Below are 18,038 nucleotides of genomic sequence, written 5' to 3'. Positions count from 1 at the left end.
GGTCGAAGACAAGAGACATCCCTTCGCCGGTACTAGCCGGACAGGTTCAACGGGTCTGGATCTCAGCCGGCCTTCTGCGCGGCACCCCGTGTCGGTTTCCACCCTAGCCCGTAGGCCGCATCAGGAAAAAGGATGACAGCGCCCGGTTCAAGGGAAAAACAACCTCCCGGCAGCAGAAATCCCCGCCACACGGACGATTCCCCCGGTACTTCCCGGGGGAATCGTCCGCAGGACGGGGATTCCTTACTGCGCGGCCGGCCGTTTGACCGGAAACTCCTGTACCTAGAGCTCCGAGGCAGGCACACCCACGCCGAGGATGATCGGCTCCTCAGGCGCCTTGCCCGGTTCCGCCGGCGCCAGCTGGGGCTTCACGGGTTCAGGAGCCTTGGCTGCATGCGAATGGCCCGCGCCTGCCGCCTGGACGTTTTCGTGCTGCTGGACGGCGGTCTCGTTGGCGGCACCCTGCGCACGGCTGGCGGCACGGTGGCGCCGCGACCTGCGTTGCCGCGACTGCTCCAGCGTGTGGTCGGAGTAGTCCTTCCCGGCTGCAGCTTCCGTTGCGGCGGAGCGCGCTTCCGCTCCCCCGTCGTCGTGCTGCCGTTCCGGCGCCACAGTTTCCGGCACCTTCACGGCTTCGGCGGTCTTGGCAGGCGCGTTCTCCACAGGGGACGCCGGCTGGCCGAGGTGGGCGAACGCTTCCGCGAGCCGGTCCAGGGTAAGGGCAGGCTGGGGATGCTGTTCCTCAGCGTGCTCCACGAACGGAAGCGGGACTTCCTCGCCGCCGAACGTCAGGACAGCTGCAGGACGTACCGGGGCGTCGGCGTCGTGCTTCTCCTCGACGGGCGCCGGCGCAGGCTCCACGGAAGGCACCTGCCGGGCTGCCGCCACCTCGTCGTCATGCAGGTGGGCCGCGTGGGCCGCAGCGGCAATGTTCGCCAGGGCAAGCCTGGTTGCCTCCGCCTTGGCGTGCCGCTCGGCGTCCGACGGGTCCGGCTGGACCGTGTGCACGTGGACGGCAGGTGCCGGGGCCGCTTCGGGCTGCTGCCCGCCGCGTCCGCGCCGCCGCTTGCGTTCAGTACGCACGCCGGGCTGGGTATTGTCGTTCCGCTGCCCTTCCGGACGGGCTTCCGCGCGGGCTTCGGGCCGGTTGTCGGTGCGCTGGACGTGGTGCTCGGCGGCAACGATGTTGGCGCGGCGGTGCTCCACGGGATCGTCGTGGGTCACAACGCCACGGCCGGCGCAGGCCTCGCACTGTTCGCCGAAGACTTCCAGCAGTCCGGTGCCCATGCGCTTGCGGGTCATCTGGACCAGGCCAAGCGAGGTGACCTCGGCCACCTGGTGCTTGGTCCGGTCACGGCCCAGGCACTCCACCAGTCGGCGCAGGACCAGGTCGCGGTTGGATTCGAGCACCATGTCGATGAAGTCGATCACGATGATGCCGCCGATATCGCGCAGCCTCAGCTGGCGCACCACTTCCTCGGCTGCCTCAAGGTTGTTCTTGGTGACGGTCTCCTCAAGGTTGCCGCCGCTGCCGGTGAACTTGCCCGTGTTGACGTCCACCACGGTCATCGCCTCGGTACGGTCGATCACCAGGGAGCCGCCGGAGGGCAGGAAGACCTTCCGTTCAAGCGCCTTGTGGATCTGCTCGTCGATGCGCCAGGCGGCGAAGATGTCCTGGTCCTTGGTCCACTTCTCAAGGCGGCCCACAAGGTCCGGCGCCACATAGGTGACGTAGGCCTCGATGGTGTCCCAGGCTTCCTCACCGGAAACGATGAGCTTGGAGAAGTCCTCGTTGAAGACGTCGCGGACCACCTTGATGGTCAGATCGGGTTCGCCGTAGAGCAGCTCGGGAGCCAGGATCTTGGTGGACGCGGACTGGCTTTCGATGCCCTCCCACTGGGCGCGAAGCCGGTTGATGTCGTGCGTCAGCTCTTCCTCGGAAGCGCCCTCGGCCGCGGTACGGACAATCACACCGGCGTGCTCCGGCAGGCGGTCCTTGAGGATGCGCTTGAGCCGGTTGCGTTCGACGTCGGGCAGCTTGCGGGAGATGCCGGTCATGGAACCGCCGGGTACGTACACCAGGTAGCGGCCGGGCAGGGAGATCTGGCTGGTGAGGCGGGCACCCTTGTGGCCCACCGGGTCCTTGGTCACCTGGACCAGGACGGTGTCACCGGACTTCAGCGCGTTTTCGATGCGCCGCTGCTTGCCCTCCAGGTTGACGGCCTCCCAGTTGACCTCGCCCGCGTACAGGACGGCGTTGCGGCCACGCCCGATGTCCACGAATGCGGCTTCCATGGACGGCAGCACGTTCTGGACCTTGCCCAGGTACACGTTGCCGATCAGCGAGTCCTGCTGCGTCTTGGACACGAAGTGTTCGGCCAGGACACCGTCTTCGAGGACGGCGATCTGGATTCTGTCGTCGCGCTGGCGGACGATCATCTGCCGGTCCACGGACTCCCGGCGCGCCAGGAACTCGGCCTCGGTAATGACCGTGCGGCGGCGGCCGGTGTCACGGGATTCGCGGCGGCGCTGCTTCTTGGCCTCCAGGCGGGTGGAGCCCTTAACGCTGGTCACGCGGTTGCTCACGGGTGCTTCACTGACGGCGCGCGGCGCACGGACCCTGGTCACAGTGTTGGGCGGGTCGTCATCCCCGCCGCCCGTGAGTTCAAGGTCCTGGTCCCCGCGGCGGCGGCGGCGCCGGCGGCGGGAGGTTACACCGTCCTCCAGCTGGCCGGCGGTATCCTCGTCAGCCTCGTCCTCGGCGTCAGCCTCAGCGCTGCCGTCCTCGTTGTCCTCTTCCATCCTGTCGCCGATGCGGCTGCGGCCCCTGCGGCCACGGCTGCGGCGCCGGCGGCGGCTGGAGGAATCGTCGATGTCTTCGGTCTCTTCCTCTTCAGGCTCCTCCGCGACGGGCGCGGCGGGCCGGACCACGGTGCTGAGGTCCGGTGCCTGGAAGAGCACCGACGTCGGCGACGCCGGTTCCAGGAAGAGGGAGCCAAACGGGCTGGCGGCGGCGCCGCCGTCCTTCGTTCCGGCGGCGTCAGGCGCCTGCTCCTGCCGGGCGGCCTCCGGTGCGGCGGCAGCTGCGGGCGCGGCGGCGGGCTCCTGGGCGGCGGGCTCCTGCGCCTGCTCCACGTTCTGCGCGGCGGCCTGGTCCGCGGCTTCGGGCACCACGGCTTCGGGCCCGGCCGGTTCCGGCGCCACTTCGGCGGCGGCTGCGGAGGCCGCTTCCGGGGCGGAAACCGGCGACGCAGCCTTGCGGGTAGCTACCCGACGGCGGCGCACCGGCTTGGTTTCGGCGTCTGCCGTTGTGTCCGGGGCAGGAACGGCAGCGGCGCTTTCATCAGCTGCACCCGACGCGGTGGCGGGGGTGCCACTGGGGGCCGCGGCGGCCGGTTCCGCTTCGGCGGCGAAAGCGGGCAGCGGTTCTGCTGCGTCCGCCTTCTTCCGGGACCGGGTGCGCCGGGCGGGAGCCTTGGCCGCTGTGGTGGCCTCTTCAGTGCCGGCTTCTTCAGCGGCGGGTGCTTCGGCAACTTCCGGTGCCGTGCTCACGGCATCCGTGGGGGCGTCCCCGGCCCTGGAAGCCGCCTTGCGGCGGGTCCGCGGAGCCCTCTTGGGGGCAGCAGCGCCGGCAGCCACTGCTTCGTCGTTAACGGCCAGTTCTTGATCATTGTCCATTTGTGGCAACACTCCTGCCCCTGACGTACCGCCACATCCGGCACCCATTGGGGCACATATTGTCAACACCCGCAGGCATTGACAGAAGTCAAGTGGATACTCCCAGGTTCGCACCGTCATTGGGGTGCGGCAGCCCGTGGGAGCCGGTGGATGTTCTGAAAACCCGTTGTTCTGCGTGCCACAACCAGGTGCCGCCCAATGGAGTCGCGGGTGTGCTGGAAGAATCCAAAGCCTGCCCTGCTCATCATTGGCGGTCTTGGGAACAAACCACCGGACCGGAGTCCGAATGTGGATCGGCTTCCAGCCACGTTCATTCTCTCATACCCGCGCTGGATCGCCGCGGAAGCGGGCGTTGCTGTTCCCGTTGCTGTGTGGTGGGTCCAGCCACCGGCGTTACAATCAGGCACAGGAGCACCGGACGAAAAGGACGCAACACCCATGCCCAGCATCTCCCCCGTCAGCGCCCATGAAGAGGAACGCGCCGCCGATCCGCAGACCAGCGCCGCCGGCAGCATCCCGCGCATGGCCCGGAACCGGCCCTTCGGCTGGCTGCTGGTCATCACCGGAATCGTCGGCTGGCTTGCCTCCGGAACCCTGGTCCTGGAAAAACTCGAAGTGCTCAAGGACCCCAACCACACCACCGTGTGCGACGTGAATCCCTGGATCTCCTGCGGCCAGGTCATGCAGACCTGGCAAAGTTCGCTGTTCGGCTTCCCCAACATGTTCATCGGGATCGTGGCCTTCGCCATCACCATCACGGTGGGCATGGCCCTGCTGTCCGGGGCGACCTTCGCCCGCTGGTACTGGCTGGGACTGCAGGTGGGCGTCACGCTCGGCTTCGCGTTCGTCGTTTGGCTGTGGTCCCAGGCTCTGTACGCCATCCACATCCTGTGCCCGTTCTGTATGATCGTCTGGGCGGCCATGATCCCGCTTTTCGTGTGGACAACCATCCGGAACATCACGGCCGGTGTCATTCCCATGCCTGCAGGTGCAGCCCGGGTCCTGGGTGATTCCGGCTGGATCATCACCGCGCTGCTGTACGTGGCCGTCATCGCCACCATCTTCTTCGCGTTCATCCAGGTCTTCGCAGGAACGTCGGGGTTCTAGACCCCTAATCCCCGCCCTCCCCTGCGCCGTATACGTATAACAGATAAGGCCAATGTTCACGAAGAACATTGGCCTTATCTGCTATTTCCCCTGGCTTACTGGAACCAGATCTTGATCTCGCGGTCCGCGGAATCCGTGGAGTCGGAACCGTGCACCAGGTTCTGCTGTACCTTCAGGCCCCAGTCCCGGCCAAAGTCACCGCGGATGGTGCCCGGGGCCGCCGTCGTGGGATCCGTGGTGCCCGCCAGGGAGCGGAAGCCTTCGATGACGCGGTGGCCTTCGAAGATGGCCGCCACCACGGGGCCGCTGAGCATGAATTCCACCAGGGGCTCGTAGAACGGCTTGCCCACGTGCTCCTCGTAGTGCTGCTCCAGCAGCTCACGGGTGGCGTCGACCTTCTTCAGCTCAACAAGGCTGTAGCCTTTGGCTTCAATCCGGGCCAGGATGGCGCCGGTCAGGTTACGGGCGACGCCGTCGGGCTTGATCAGGACGAGGGTGCGCTCAGTAGTCACAACTGCTCCAATGCGTTGGTGGGGTTTCGGGATAAGTCTACGGGGACGGGCTTACGGGGATTGGGGCTGGGCGGGACCGGTGGCCTGGTCCGGGTGGGCGGCTTCCCATTCCGCCTGTTCGCGTGCGCGCTGCGCGGCTTCGCGGTCCAGCCGGATGCCGGTCCGGATCCCGTACCACCAGGCCACGGCGAAGAGTGCACCCACCAGGAACATGGCCGGCTCGAAAATACCGGTGAGGATCAGGACGAGCTGCAGGATCCAGCCCAGGCCGATGCCCCAGGGTTTGTTGAGGACTGCACAGGCGAAGATCATGACCACGCTGAGGGCGATGCCCACGCCGAGGATCAGGGCCGGCGGGAACTCCCCGCGGCGCAGGCCGAACACCACCAGGGTGGCGAAGAACATGACGAACGCTTCCAGGAGCAGCACCGTGGAGGCAAACATCACCTTGGTGGAACGGCGCTTCTTGGGCATGCCGGGACGCCATTCCCGCTGGGCTTTTGTCAGTCTGGCCATGCTCACGCCTCCGTTTTCCCGAGCAGGATCCGGGCCTCGGCCACCAAGGTGATCGATCCGGTGACCAGGACGGCCCCGGACAGGTCCTCGTTGGCTTCGGCCCGCTCCACGGCCCATTCCAGGGCGTCATCCAGTTTCTCGGCGACGTGGACGTTGTCCTCGCCGAAGCCCAGGTCGATGGCAAGCTCTGCCAGTTCCGCTGCCGGTACGGCGCGCGGTGAGTTGGACTGGGTGAAGCAGTACTCCACGGCCACGTCCCCCAGGGATTCCCTCAGCTCCCGCAGGATTTCTTCTGCGTCCTTTTCCTTGAGCACGCCCACCACGGGCACCAGGCGCGTGAAGGTGAACGCTTCCTGCAGGGCTGCAGCAGAGGCCTTGATGCCGTCGGGATTGTGCGCGGCATCCACAATGATGGTGGGTGCCGTGCGTACCACCTCGAGGCGGCCCGGTGACGTCACTGCGGCGAAGCCTTCCTGCAGGACCTCGAAGTCGAGCTCCTTTTCGCCGCCAAAGAACGCTTCCAGTGCGGCTACCGCCACGGCGGCGTTCTGCGCCTGGTGGGCGCCATGCAGCGGTACCAGGAGGTCAGGGTAGCGGCCGGCGATGCCCTGGATGGTGACCATCTGGCCGCCAACGGCCACAGTCCGGGACTCCACGCCAAACTCCACGCCTTCGAAGCGGAAGGGCACGCCCACTTCCTTGGCCTTTTCCAGCAGCACCTGGGCCGCATCAAGGGGCTGCGCTGCGCTGATGAGGTAGCCGCCGGGCTTGATGATGCCGGCCTTTTCGTAGGCGATGTCCTCGGTGGTGTCGCCCAGCAGGTCGGTGTGGTCCAGCGAAATCGGCGTCACCACCGACACCTGGCCGTCACCGACGTTGGTGGCGTCGGTGATGCCGCCAAGGCCCACCTCGATGATGGCCACGTTGACGGGCTGGTCGGCGAAGATGGCGAAGCCCAGGATGGTGAGGCACTCGAAGTAGGTCAGCCGCGGCTGACCTTCGGCTTCCAGCTCGGAGTCCACGATCTGCAGGTAGGGCCGGATTTCGTCCCAGATCCTGACGAACGTCTCATCGGAGACGGGGTGGCCGTCGATGCTGATCCGTTCGGTGACCTTGGACAGGTGCGGGCTGGTGTAGCGTCCCGTGCTCAGGCCATGGGCGCGGAGCACGGATTCGATCATCCGGGAGGTGGAGGTCTTCCCGTTGGTTCCGGTCACATGGATGATCGGGAAGGCCTTGTTGGGTTCGCCGAGCACGTCCATGGCGCGGAACAGCGGCGCCAGGCGCGGCTCCATCTTGTTTTCCGGCGCCCGGCCCAGCAGTTCGGCGTAGACGCTTTCCACGGAAAATTCGTCGGTCATGTCCTAGGCCTCCATTTTTTCGACCGCGACGGCCGGTTCTGGCACATCGCCCGGCTCAGCGGCCAGCTCCACCGTCAGGGTCTCGCCCTTGACCAGTTCAGCGTTGGCCAGCAGGGCGTCCACCACGTTCTGCGGGGCCGTGACGGTGGTCCGGATCCGGTCGCTGACGTTGAGCCCGGCGTCCTTGCGGGCCTGCTGGATGGCGCGGACCATGTCGCGTGCCAGGCCTTCGGCCTCCAGCTCGGGCGTGACTTCCGTGTTCAGGACCACGAACCCGCCTCCGGGCAGCACGGCGACAGCGGCGGAGCCGCCCTCGGACTCTGCCACCACGGTCTCCAGCGTGTATTCCTGGGGCTCCAGCTGCAGGCCCCCGGAGGTAACCACGCCGTCGTCGTCCACTGACCAGTCGCCGGACTTCGAACCCTTGATGGCAACCTGGACATTCTTGCCCAGGCGCGGGCCGGCGGCACGGGCGTTCACCACCAGCTTCTGCTGGATGCCGAATTCCTCGGGGGAAGCGGTGGCCGCGTCCAGCAGGCGGACGGACCGGAGGTTGAGTTCATCGGCGACGACGGCGGCAAAGCCTTCCAGCGCATCCGCCCCGGGTGCCACAACGGTGAGTTCCTGCAAGGGCAGGCGGACACGCAGGTTGGCTGCCTTGCGGAGCGAGGACCCGGTGGAGCAGATCTGCTGGACCCGGTCCATTGCCTCCACCAGGGCCGGGTTGGCCGGGAAGAGGTCAGCGTCCGGCCAGTCAGCCAGGTGCACGGAGCGGCCGCCGGTCAGGCCGCGCCAGATCTCCTCGGAAACCAGGGGCAGCAGCGACGCAGCAGCGCGGGTGACGGTCTCCAGCGCGGTGAACAGGGCGTCGAAGGCGTCCTGGTCCTCGTCGAAGAACCGCTGCCGGCTGCGGCGCACGTACCAGTTGGTGAGCATGTCCAGGTAGCTGCGCAGGGAGTCGCACGCACCGGAGATGTCGTAGGTGTCCAGCTGCACGGTCATGTTCCGAACCAGGTCGCCCGTGTTGGCCAGCAGGTACTGGTCCAGGGTGTCCGCATAGCCGTCGTAGCGCAGCTTCGCGTCGTATCCCCCGCCGCTGTTTGCAGCGTTGGTGTAGAGCGTGAAGAAGCTGTACACGTTCCACAGCGGCAGGATCACCTGGCGGACGCCGTCGCGGATGCCCTGCTCGGTGACGATCAGGTTGCCGCCGCGCAGGATGGGGCTGGACATGAGGAACCAGCGCATGGCGTCGGAACCGTCGCGGTCCAGGACCTCGGACACGTCCGGGTAGTTGCGCAGGCTCTTGGACATCTTCTGGCCGTCGGAGCCCAGCACGATGCCGTGGCTGATGACGTTGCGGAACGCCGGCCGGTCGAACAGTGCCGTGGACAGAATGTGCAGCATGTAGAACCAGCCGCGGGTCTGCCCGATGTATTCGACGATGAAGTCAGCCGGGTTGTGGGTGTTGAACCAGGCCTCGTTCTCGAACGGGTAATGCACCTGGCCATACGGCATGGAGCCGGAGTCGAACCAGACGTCCAGGACGTCCTCCACGCGGCGCATGACGGACTGGCCCTCTTCAGGCGTGCGGGGGTCGTCCGGGTTGGGCCGGGTCAGCTCGTCGATGAACGGGCGGTGCAGGTCCACCTCGCCGGCCTTGTTCAGCGGCAGCCGGCCGAAGTCCGCCTCGATCTCGGCCAAGGAGCCATAGACGTCGGTGCGGGGGTACTCGGGGTCCGTTGACTGCCACACCGGGATGGGGCTGCCCCAGAAGCGGTTGCGGCTGATGGACCAGTCGCGGGCGTTTTCCAACCACTTGCCGAACTGGCCGTCCTTGACGTTGCCGGGGATCCAGTTGATCTCCTGGTTCAGTTCGGACATCCGGTCCTTGAACTTGGTGACCTCCACGTACCAGGAGGACACCGCACGGTAGATCAGCGGGTTGCGGCAGCGCCAGCAGTGCGGGTAGCTGTGCTCGTAGCTGGCCTGGCGGACCAGGCGGCCCTGGGCACGGAGCACCTGGGTGATGGGCTTGTTGGCCTCGAAGACCTGCAGCCCCACGATGTCGTGGAGGTCGCCGTGCTTGAACAGTGGCAGGAACTTTGCACCCTCATCCACTGAGAGCACCACGGGGATGCCTGCCTCCTCGCAGACTTTCTGGTCGTCTTCACCGTAGGCGGGCGCCTGGTGCACAATGCCGGTGCCATCCGTGGTGGTGACGTAGTCGGCCACCACAAAGCGCCAGGCGTTCTCCATGCCGTACTTCTCGTTGTCCGCGAAGTCGTCCCAGAGGCGCTGGTATTCCAGTCCCTCCAGCTCGGCGCCGGTGTGGGAGGAGACCACTGCGGCTTCCGCATCCTCGAAGCTGTCGTAGCCAAGGTCCTTGGCGTAGCTGCCCAGCAGGTCCGCCGCGAGCATGAAGCTCCCGGTGACAGGGGCGTCTGCGGAGGCCGCCTTGATGCCGTTGGGGCCGGCCGGCAGCACGGCGTAGGTGATGGAAGGCCCGACGGCGAGCGCGGCGTTGGTGGGCAGCGTCCAGGGGGTGGTGGTCCAGGCGAGGGCCTGCACGCCGGCAAGCTCCCTGGAAACCTCCGACTCCCCCGCGAGGATGGGGAACGTGACGGTGACGGTCTGGTCCTGGCGGTTCTTGTAAACGTCGTCGTCCATGCGCAGCTCATGGTTGGACAGCGGCGTTTCGTCCTTCCAGCAGTACGGCAGGACCCGGTAGCCGTTGTAGGTCAGGCCCTTGTCGTGCAGCTGCTTGAACGCCCAGAGGACCGATTCCATGTACTCGACGTTGAGGGTCTTGTAGTCGTTGTCGAAGTCCACCCAGCGGGCCTGGCGGGTGACGTAGCTGCGCCATTCGTCGGCGTACTTCATCACGGAGGCGCGGCAGGCGTCATTGAACTTGTCGATGCCCATGGCTTCGATCTGGGTCTTGTCCGTCATGCCCAGTTGCTTCATGGCTTCAAGTTCGGCGGGGAGGCCGTGGGTGTCCCAGCCAAAGCGGCGCTCCACGCGCTTGCCGCGCTGGGTCTGGTAGCGGCCCACCAGGTCCTTGGCGTAGCCGGTGAGGAGGTGGCCATAGTGCGGCAGGCCGTTGGCGAAGGGCGGGCCGTCGTAGAACACGAATTCGTTGCTGCCGGGCTCGCCGCCGGGGACGTCGGCGCTGCGCTGGTCGATGCTGGCCTGGAAGGTGCCGTCCTGGTCCCAGTACTTCAGGATGCGCTCTTCGATCTCCGGGAACTTCACGGAGGCGGAAACGCCGGCACTGCCGTTGGACGAGGTGCTGGAGGCTGAGGCCTTGGGGTAAAACGTCATGTTCGACATCCTGGGTTGAGCGTGGTGAACCCCGGCGGGGCCGGAGGTTCCGTTCAGGATGCGAGGACGGCTGCCGCGCCGTCCCGAAAAGACTGCACGCCCACCGCGGTACCACCTCACTTACCGGCGCCGCGTGTCTTCCGTGAGGAACACCTGCCGCCCCGGCCTCTCATTACTGCTGTGACGGGCTTACCCGTCCGGTTCTACTGGCACAGCCACCCTGCAGGGGCACACTGCGCGTTCTTCCGGAAGCTCACCGGTGATTGCCGGGTCATAGCCATAAAGAGTCTACTATCGCCGCAGCGTCCTGTGCCATTCAGAGCATCCCTGCCATTCAGAGCATCCCTGCCATTCACAGCGTCCCGTGCCACTCAGAGCATCCAGGGGCCGTTGGGGCTGACGCCACCACCGCGCATTCCCTAGACTCGGCTCATGACAGCTTCCGGGCGCCCTGCCGGGCGGAGGCGCGCGGCCGCCGCATGCCGGTGGCTGTTCATTCCCCTTGCGCTGCCGGTCGCAGCGGTGTCCGTAGTGCGCGCTGTCCCCGTCGAGTGGCCCGTCCTGGGGGTCCAGCTGGTGGCTTTCACGCCCTGGCTCACAGTGCCTGCCGCGGCAGCGCTGGTCCTGGCCTTCCTTGGGCGCAGCCGGTGGCAGCGGGTCCTGGCGGGGTCCCTGCTGGCGTGCCAGGCGTTCTGGCTCTTCCCGGTGGACGTCCGCGGGCCTGCAGCCGAGGCCGCCGGAAGGCCGGTTTCCCTCGTGGCGATGAGCATCAACGCGGAGCTGGGGGATGCGGACGCTGCCGGCATCGTGGACCTGGTCCGTGAACAGCACGTGGATTTGCTGGCGGTGGAGGAATACACGCCCCAGCTGTCACGGCGGCTCACCGCGGCGGGCCTCGACGGGCTGCTCCCGCACCGGGTTGCCCATCCCAGGGACGGCGCCGGCGGTACGGCCATCTATTCCTCGCTAAACCTGAAGGACGGCGGGGTGCTTCCGGCCACCCAATTCACCATGCCGGTAGCCAGCCTGGACCTGGCGGACGGCAGTGGGGCCGCCCTGCGGGTGGTGGCTGTGCACACCCTGGCGCCGGTGGGTGACGCCGTTGGCCAGTGGCGCAGGGACCTGGCCACGGTGGCCAGGGCGGACAGCGGGTCCGGTCCCCTGCTGCTGGCCGGGGACTTCAACGCGACCTACGACCACCGGGAATTCAGGGCGCTGCTGGCGGGCCAGGGAGGCGGCCGGACGCTGGTGGACGTGGCCGCCTCCCTGGGCAGCAGGCTGGTGCCCACCTGGCCGATGCGTGGGTACCGCCTGCCCGGGATCACGCTGGACCATCTGGTGACCAGCCGCGACATTACCGCCTCCGGCTATTCAGTCCACCGGATCGAGGGAACGGACCATGCCGCAGTGGTGGCCACCCTGCGCATCCCCGTGCCCTAGGCCTTCCGGATGAGTTTGTGCGTGGCCGCCTGGGCCACCGGCCGGATGACGACCTGGTCAAGGTTGACGTGGTGCGGGGCGCTGACGGCGTAGCGGACGACGTCGGCCACATCCTCTGCGGTGAGCGGCTTCTCCACGCCCTGGTAGACCTTTTCTGCGGATTGCGCATCCCCGAGCCGGTTGAGGGCGAACTCCTCGGTCTGCACCAGCCCGGGCGCCACCTCGATGACCCGCACGTTGTGCTCAGCCTCTTCGAGCCGGAGGGCGTTGGTCATGGCGTGCTGCCCGAACTTGGCGGCGTTGTAGCCGCCCCCGCCTTCGTAGGCGTCCAGCCCCGCGGTGGAGGTGAGGTTCAGGACGGTTCCCGCGCCGGTGGCCCGCAGCATCGGAAGGAACGCGCGGGTGAGCTTGAGGGTTCCCAGGACGTTGACGCGGTACATCCATTCCCAGTCGGCGGTGTTGGCATCGCCTACCTTGTCAGCACCCCGGGCACCACCGGCGATGTTGATCAGCGTGTCGATGCCGCCCGCTTCGGTGACCTGGGCGAGGAGCCGGGACACGTCGTCGTCCTCTGCAATGTCTGCGGGAATCGCGACGGCGCCTGTCCGGCCTTCCAGCGCCGCGAGCCTGTCAGCCCGGCGTGCCACGGCAAAGACCGTCCACCCGTCGGCGCGCAGCGCACGCACTGTTGCCTCTCCGATTCCGCTGCTCGCGCCGGTCACCAATGCTGCCTTTTTCTGCAAGTCCTCAGTCATGGCACCACCCTAGCGGGATCAGCCGGCGGACTGTCCCCGGAGGTAATCAAGCAGGACGTGCGCATTGTTCGCCCCGGTGTTCCGGGCAGCGTAGAGGAGGGTGATCCGGGGGTGTGCGCGCGCCAGTTCCAGCACGCGGAAGCCGTCGTCATCCGCCGGTGGGTCGTAGATGCGCTTCACCCCGAAGGTTGCCCGGAACTCTCCCATGGCCCGCATGCTACCCGTGTCCGCGTCCGTGCGGGCGGGACGGGTTGGGTGGGACGCAAGCGGGCATGAAAGAATTGGCAAATGGCTGAAGACACGCAGGGTACAGACACGCCCACCACCGCCCCCATCAATGTTCCGGACAAGCCGGCCCTCGAAGGCCTCGAAGCCGCGCTCACCCAGCGCTGGCTGGCCGAGGGAACCTACAAGTTCAACCCCGACACCACCCGGGAGCAGGTCTACTCGATCGACACTCCCCCGCCCACCGCGTCGGGATCCCTGCACGTGGGGCACATGTTCTCCTTCACCCAGACGGACGTCCAGGCCCGGTACATGCGCATGACCGGCAGGAACGTCTTCTACCCCATGGGCTGGGATGACAACGGCCTGCCCACCGAACGCCGCGTCCAGAACTACTACGGTGTCCGCTGCGATCCTGCCATCCCCTACAACGCCGACTACCGGCCGCCCGCCCAGCCGGCCAAGAACCAGCGCGATTTCGACGTCGTGTCCCGGCAGAACTTCATCGAACTGTGCGAGGAACTGGCCGTTGAGGACGAGAAGGTCTTCGAGAACCTGTTCCAGACCCTGGGCCTGTCCGTCGACTGGGACCTGACCTACCGCACCATCGATGACACTTCCCGCGCCGTGTCCCAGCGTGCCTTCCTGGCCAACCTGGCCGCCGGTGACGCCTACATGGCCGAGGCTCCCACGCTGTGGGACGTCACGTTCCGTACCGCCGTGGCCCAGGCCGAGCTTGAGGACCGCGAGGTCCCGGGCGCCTACTACCGCTACCCCTTCTTCACCGAAGACGGCGGGAAGATCTTCATCGAGACCACCCGCCCGGAGCTCCTTGCAGCATGTGCCGCGCTGGTGGCGAATCCCGACGACGAGCGGTACCAGCCGCTGTTCGGCAAGACCGTGAAGTCCCCGCTGTTCGACGTTGAGCTCGAGGTCAAGGCCCACGCGCTGGCAAAGGCGGACAAGGGTTCCGGCATCGCCATGGTCTGCACCTTCGGTGACCTGACCGACGTCACGTGGTGGCGGGAACTGCAGCTTCCCACCCGCGCCATCATGGGCCGCGACGGCCGCATCATTGCCGAAACCCCCGAGTGGATCACCAGCGAGGCCGGCAAGGAGGCGTACGCCGCCATCGCCGGGAAGACTGCCTTCTCCGCCAAGGAAGCCGTGGTGGAGCTGCTCAAGGAAGCCGGCCTGCTCGATGGGGAACCCAAGAAGATCACGCACCCGGTGAACTTCTTCGAAAAGGGCGACAAGCCCCTGGAAGTGGTGACGTCCCGCCAGTGGTACATCCGGAATGGCGGCCGCGACGAGGACCGCCGCGAACGCCTCATTGGCCGCGGCAAGGACATCGACTTCCACCCGTCCTTCATGCGCTCCCGCTATGAAAACTGGATCGCCGGCCTGAACGGTGACTGGCTGGTCTCCCGCCAGCGGTTCTTCGGCGTGCCCATTCCCGTCTGGTACCCGCTCGACGCGCAGGGAAACCCGGACTACGACCACCCCGTCCTGCCCTCCGACGAGCAGCTCCCCGTCGACCCCGCCGCGGACGCCGCCCCCGGCTTCGACGAGGCACAGCGCGACCAGCCCAACGGCTTCACCGGCGACGCCGACGTCCTGGACACCTGGGCCACGTCCTCCCTGACCCCGCAGATCGTGGGTGGCTGGAGCCGGGACGAGGACCTGTTCGCCAAGGTGTACCCGTTCGACCTCCGCCCCCAGGGCCACGACATCATCCGCACGTGGCTGTTCTCCTCGGTGGTCCGCGCGGACGCCCTCCAGGACTGTGCCCCCTGGAAGCACGCGGCCATCTCCGGCTGGATCCTGGACCCGGACCGCAAGAAGATGTCCAAGTCCAAGGGCAACGTGGTGGTGCCCACGGACGTGCTGAACGAGTACGGTTCGGACGCCGTCCGCTACTGGGCTGCCTCTGCACGCCTGGGCGCCGACACCGCCTACGAGATCGCGCAGATGAAGATCGGCCGCCGCCTGGCCATCAAGCTCCTGAATGCCTCCAAGTTCGTGCTGAACCTGGGTGCCACGGAGAACTCGGTACTGTCGGGCGATCTTTCCGTCCTGGCGAACCCCCTGGACCGGGCGCTGCTGGCCCAGCTGGCCGAGGTGGTGGCGCAGTCCACCAAGGCATTCGACAACTACGACTACGCCCGGGCCCTGCAGCTCACGGAGTCGTTCTTCTGGCAGTTCACCGACGACTACGTGGAACTGATCAAGGACCGGGCCTACGGGGCCGCAGGCGAAGCGGAGCAGGCTTCCGTGCTGGCCGCGCTGGCCACCACGCTGGACACCCTGCTGCGGCTCTTCGCCCCGTTCCTGCCCTTCGCCACCGAGGAAGTATGGAGCTGGTGGCGTACCGGGTCGGTGCACCGGGCCCAGTGGCCTGCCGCCCTGGAGATCCCCGGCGGGGATACCACCATGCTTGCGACCGTGGGCGTGGCACTCAGCGGTGTCCGCAAAGCCAAGTCTGAGGCCAAGGTCAAGCAGCGCACCGAAGTGCTGTCGGCGACCATCACTGCCCCGGAGGCGCTGACCGCACAGCTGCAGGCCGGTCTGGCTGATTTGAAGGCTGCGTCCAACGCCCGGGAGATCACCCTGGCCGTGGGTGACGGTGACCTCACGGTCACTGACGTCGCCCTGGCTCCAAGCGACGAGCCCGCCAAGGCCTGACACCGGACCGGATCCGGGCCAGCCCCGGTTTCCGGGCAAAGGGGAAGCCCCATCAGCGTTTTGCCGTTGGTGGGGCTTCGACTTTTTCGGCCATCCGGTGACGTGCTCTGATGGTCTGGCAGGATCCGCTGAACTTCAGGTCTTACTACCCCGTCACTGGTAGCTTGCATTCAACTTTGCCGATGGCTGCGTCGACTTACATATCACTGAATCTTTGGTTCCTGCGTCCACTTCTTTCGAAGTGGTAGGAACCATTGTTCTCCTGTGCCGGACCACGTGCAAGGGCCCCGGGAGAACTACATACCGGTAGTTTTCCCGGGGCCCTTCCACGGTTTTGGGCGCCCTCTCAAGCGGTGCAGCCTGGTGTTTTTAGTCGAACTCAGGGCTTTCGGTACGGCTGCGCTTCAGCTCGAAGAAGTGCGGATACGCGGCGATAACCGTGGTGGCATCCCAAATCCTGCCGGCTTCCTCACCACGGGGAATGCGGGTCAGGACCGGCCCGAAGAAGGCTGTTCCATTGAAGGCCACCACCGGGGTTCCAACATCCTGTCCCACCAGCGAAATGCCTTCCTCATGGCTGGCCCGGAGTTGCTGGTCGTAGGCGTCCGTGGCGGCGGCGTCGGCCAGGGAGGCGGGGAGGCCGCATTCGGCAAGGGCTTTGGTGATGACCACGGCCCGGTCTTTTTCGCCCTGGTTGTGGATCAGCGTTCCCATGGCGTCGTACAGCGGTTTGATGACCTGCGGCCCATGCTCTTCCCGGGCGGCAATGATCACGCGGACCATGCCCCACGCGTTGTCCATGGATTCCCGGTAGCCGGGCTCCAGGTCACGTCCCTCATTCAGGACAGCCAGGCTCATGACGTGCCATTCCGTCTCGATGTCCCGGACGGCTTCCACTTCCCCGATCCAGCGGGAGGTGACCCAGGCGAACGGGCAGAGGGGGTCGAACCAGAAGTCGGCTTTGTTCTTGGAAGGTGAAGTCACGGAGTCCTCTCGGTCAGGCAGACTTACGGCGCTTGGCCACGTGCGGAATCATGGTGGGCTCGGCTCCCCGCAGGACCACGTCCTCGGTGATCACCACGCTGGCCACGTCCTCGCGGCTGGGAAGATCGAACATCACGGGAAGCAGGACCTCCTCCAGGATGGCGCGGAGGCCACGGGCACCGGTGCCCCGCTCCAATGCCTGGTCGGCAATGGCTTCCAGGGCGGCGTCGTCGAACACCAGCTCGACGCCGTCGATCTGGAACATCTTCTGGTACTGCTTCACCAGGGCGTTCTTGGGGGTGGAAAGGATTTGGATCAGGGCGTCCCGGTCCAGGTTGGACACGGTGGTGATCACGGGGAGCCGGCCAATGAATTCAGGGATCAGGCCGAACTTCAGCAGGTCCTCCGGCATGACCTCACCGTAAGAATCCACCTTCTTGCTTGCCTCGTTGAGCGGGGCGCCGAAACCGATGCCCTTGCGGCCGGAGCGGGAACCGATGATCTCTTCCAGGCCGGCGAAGGCACCGGCGACGATGAACAGCACGTTGGTGGTGTCGATCTGGATGAATTCCTGGTGCGGGTGCTTCCGTCCGCCCTGCGGCGGTACCGAGGCCACGGTCCCTTCGAGGATCTTCAGGAGGGCCTGCTGCACGCCCTCGCCGGACACGTCGCGGGTAATGGAGGGGTTCTCGCTCTTGCGGGAGATCTTGTCGATCTCGTCGATGTAGATGATGCCCTGTTCGGCCTTCTTGACGTCATAGTCAGCGGCCTGGATGAGCTTGAGGAGGATGTTCTCCACGTCCTCACCCACGTATCCGGCCTCAGTCAGGGCGGTGGCGTCCGCCACGGCGAACGGCACGTTCAGCCGCCGGGCGAGGGTCTGGGCCAGGTAGGTCTTGCCGCAGCCGGTGGGTCCGATGAGGAGGATATTCGACTTGGCGATCTCGACGTCGTCGTGATGGCCGCTGTCCCCCAGGTTTCCGGACTTCGGCGCATGGCCCGCCTGGATGCGCTTGTAGTGGTTGTAGACCGCGACGGCGAGGGACCGCTTGGCGGGCTCCTGGCCGATGACGTATTCCTGCAGGAAGTCGAAGATTTCACGCGGCTTGGGCAATTCGAAGCTGCCGAGATCAGCGACCTCCGCGAGCTCCTCCTCGATGATCTCGTTGCACAACTCGATGCATTCATCGCAGATGTAGACACCGGGGCCGGCAATGAGCTTGCGCACCTGCTTCTGGCTCTTTCCGCAGAAAGAGCACTTCAGCAGATCCGTGCTCTCGCCAATCCGAGCCATATATGAACCCCTTAGTATCCTGCTGCCAGGCAGCCCTGCACCATTGCTGAAATCTTTCCCGGCCGGCACGGCACGGTTTGTGACAACATCCACTCTAGGTCACATTCGGCCCCAAGGGTGGAATGAAAAGGCCGGTGCGGCCAAATGAGCTGGACCGCAC

At 66.3% G+C, this 18,038-nt stretch carries 12 protein-coding genes and 1 riboswitch; of the genes, 3 read left to right on the top strand and 9 right to left on the bottom strand.

Features of this window, described 5'->3' with window-relative positions; translation table 11 throughout:
• Position 1: 1 nt before the first annotated feature.
• Positions 2 to 99, bottom strand: a riboswitch (TPP riboswitch).
• 183 nt (positions 100 to 282) lie between these two features.
• The gene (locus tag MRBLMD1_RS19195) at positions 283 to 3,678 is read right to left on the bottom strand and encodes an Rne/Rng family ribonuclease (protein ID WP_364402652.1); all 3,396 of its coding nucleotides are present in this window, start codon (positions 3,676 to 3,678) and stop codon (positions 283 to 285) included.
• Positions 3,679 to 4,116: 438 nt separating this feature from the next.
• On the opposite strand from MRBLMD1_RS19195, the gene MRBLMD1_RS19190 reads away from it, so the two are divergent.
• The gene (locus MRBLMD1_RS19190) at positions 4,117 to 4,785 is read left to right on the top strand and encodes a vitamin K epoxide reductase family protein (RefSeq protein ID WP_159631803.1); all 669 of its coding nucleotides are present in this window, start codon (positions 4,117 to 4,119) and stop codon (positions 4,783 to 4,785) included.
• A 95-nt stretch (positions 4,786 to 4,880) separates the two neighbouring features.
• Here the strand turns inward: MRBLMD1_RS19190 and ndk are convergent, their stop codons facing one another.
• From ndk to ileS, 4 genes are read right to left on the bottom strand one after another with little or no spacing between them, the layout of a single operon-like run.
• Entirely contained in the window at positions 4,881 to 5,297 is a 417-nt protein-coding gene (gene ndk, locus MRBLMD1_RS19185) for a nucleoside-diphosphate kinase (protein ID WP_159631802.1), read from the bottom strand.
• Between the two features lie 51 nt (positions 5,298 to 5,348).
• Positions 5,349 to 5,813, bottom strand: coding sequence for a DUF4233 domain-containing protein (locus MRBLMD1_RS19180; protein WP_275180249.1), 465 nt, complete (start codon positions 5,811 to 5,813; stop codon positions 5,349 to 5,351).
• A gap of 2 nt (positions 5,814 to 5,815) precedes the next feature.
• Entirely contained in the window at positions 5,816 to 7,174 is a 1,359-nt protein-coding gene (locus MRBLMD1_RS19175; RefSeq protein ID WP_224026304.1) for a bifunctional folylpolyglutamate synthase/dihydrofolate synthase, read from the bottom strand.
• Positions 7,175 to 7,177: 3 nt separating this feature from the next.
• On the bottom strand, positions 7,178 to 10,495 hold the full coding sequence (gene ileS, locus MRBLMD1_RS19170) for an isoleucine--tRNA ligase (RefSeq protein ID WP_364402646.1): 3,318 nt from the start codon (positions 10,493 to 10,495) through the stop codon (positions 7,178 to 7,180).
• A 432-nt stretch (positions 10,496 to 10,927) separates the two neighbouring features.
• On the opposite strand from ileS, the gene MRBLMD1_RS19165 reads away from it, so the two are divergent.
• On the top strand, positions 10,928 to 11,935 hold the full coding sequence (locus MRBLMD1_RS19165; protein WP_364402644.1) for an endonuclease/exonuclease/phosphatase family protein: 1,008 nt from the start codon (positions 10,928 to 10,930) through the stop codon (positions 11,933 to 11,935).
• Here the strand turns inward: MRBLMD1_RS19165 and MRBLMD1_RS19160 are convergent.
• Both MRBLMD1_RS19160 and MRBLMD1_RS19155 read right to left on the bottom strand, forming a co-directional pair.
• Positions 11,932 to 12,690 carry an SDR family oxidoreductase gene (locus MRBLMD1_RS19160; RefSeq protein WP_364402641.1) on the bottom strand — a complete coding sequence of 253 codons (759 nt, stop codon included), beginning with the start codon at positions 12,688 to 12,690 and terminating at the stop codon, positions 11,932 to 11,934. The two genes, MRBLMD1_RS19165 and MRBLMD1_RS19160, sit on opposite strands and share 4 nt — an antisense overlap.
• A gap of 18 nt (positions 12,691 to 12,708) precedes the next feature.
• Positions 12,709 to 12,897 (bottom strand): hypothetical protein, encoded by a 189-nt coding sequence (locus MRBLMD1_RS19155; RefSeq protein WP_275180253.1) that lies wholly within the window; start codon positions 12,895 to 12,897, stop codon positions 12,709 to 12,711.
• Between the two features lie 81 nt (positions 12,898 to 12,978).
• Here MRBLMD1_RS19155 and valS point away from each other — a divergent pair, with 81 nt between their 5' ends.
• On the top strand, positions 12,979 to 15,600 hold the full coding sequence (valS, locus tag MRBLMD1_RS19150) for a valine--tRNA ligase (RefSeq protein WP_364402638.1): 2,622 nt from the start codon (positions 12,979 to 12,981) through the stop codon (positions 15,598 to 15,600).
• A 369-nt stretch (positions 15,601 to 15,969) separates the two neighbouring features.
• Here the strand turns inward: valS and MRBLMD1_RS19145 are convergent, their stop codons facing one another.
• A complete protein-coding gene (locus tag MRBLMD1_RS19145) occupies positions 15,970 to 16,584 on the bottom strand; it encodes a DsbA family protein (RefSeq protein ID WP_159631796.1) in 615 nt (204 codons plus the stop codon).
• A gap of 13 nt (positions 16,585 to 16,597) precedes the next feature.
• The gene (gene clpX / locus MRBLMD1_RS19140; protein ID WP_159631795.1) at positions 16,598 to 17,878 is read right to left on the bottom strand and encodes an ATP-dependent Clp protease ATP-binding subunit ClpX; all 1,281 of its coding nucleotides are present in this window, start codon (positions 17,876 to 17,878) and stop codon (positions 16,598 to 16,600) included.
• Between the last annotated feature and the right edge of the window lie 160 nt (positions 17,879 to 18,038).

Origin of the sequence: Pseudarthrobacter sp. LMD1-1-1.1, from assembly GCF_040676255.1 — a bacterium.
GTDB lineage: Bacteria > Actinomycetota > Actinomycetes > Actinomycetales > Micrococcaceae > Arthrobacter.
This window is presented reverse-complemented; position numbering and strand designations above follow the sequence as displayed.

Coding starts and splice junctions, on each gene's coding strand:
- MRBLMD1_RS19195 (WP_364402652.1), bottom strand. CDS start 3,678: ATGGACAATGATCAAGAACTGGCCGTTAACGACGAAGCAGTGGCTGCC.
- MRBLMD1_RS19190 (WP_159631803.1), top strand. CDS start 4,117: ATGCCCAGCATCTCCCCCGTCAGCGCCCATGAAGAGGAACGCGCCGCC.
- MRBLMD1_RS19180 (WP_275180249.1), bottom strand. CDS start 5,813: ATGGCCAGACTGACAAAAGCCCAGCGGGAATGGCGTCCCGGCATGCCC.
- MRBLMD1_RS19175 (WP_224026304.1), bottom strand. CDS start 7,174: ATGACCGACGAATTTTCCGTGGAAAGCGTCTACGCCGAACTGCTGGGC.
- ileS (WP_364402646.1), bottom strand. CDS start 10,495: ATGACGTTTTACCCCAAGGCCTCAGCCTCCAGCACCTCGTCCAACGGC.
- MRBLMD1_RS19165 (WP_364402644.1), top strand. CDS start 10,928: ATGACAGCTTCCGGGCGCCCTGCCGGGCGGAGGCGCGCGGCCGCCGCA.
- MRBLMD1_RS19160 (WP_364402641.1), bottom strand. CDS start 12,690: ATGACTGAGGACTTGCAGAAAAAGGCAGCATTGGTGACCGGCGCGAGC.
- MRBLMD1_RS19155 (WP_275180253.1), bottom strand. CDS start 12,897: ATGGGAGAGTTCCGGGCAACCTTCGGGGTGAAGCGCATCTACGACCCA.
- valS (WP_364402638.1), top strand. CDS start 12,979: ATGGCTGAAGACACGCAGGGTACAGACACGCCCACCACCGCCCCCATC.
- clpX (WP_159631795.1), bottom strand. CDS start 17,878: ATGGCTCGGATTGGCGAGAGCACGGATCTGCTGAAGTGCTCTTTCTGC.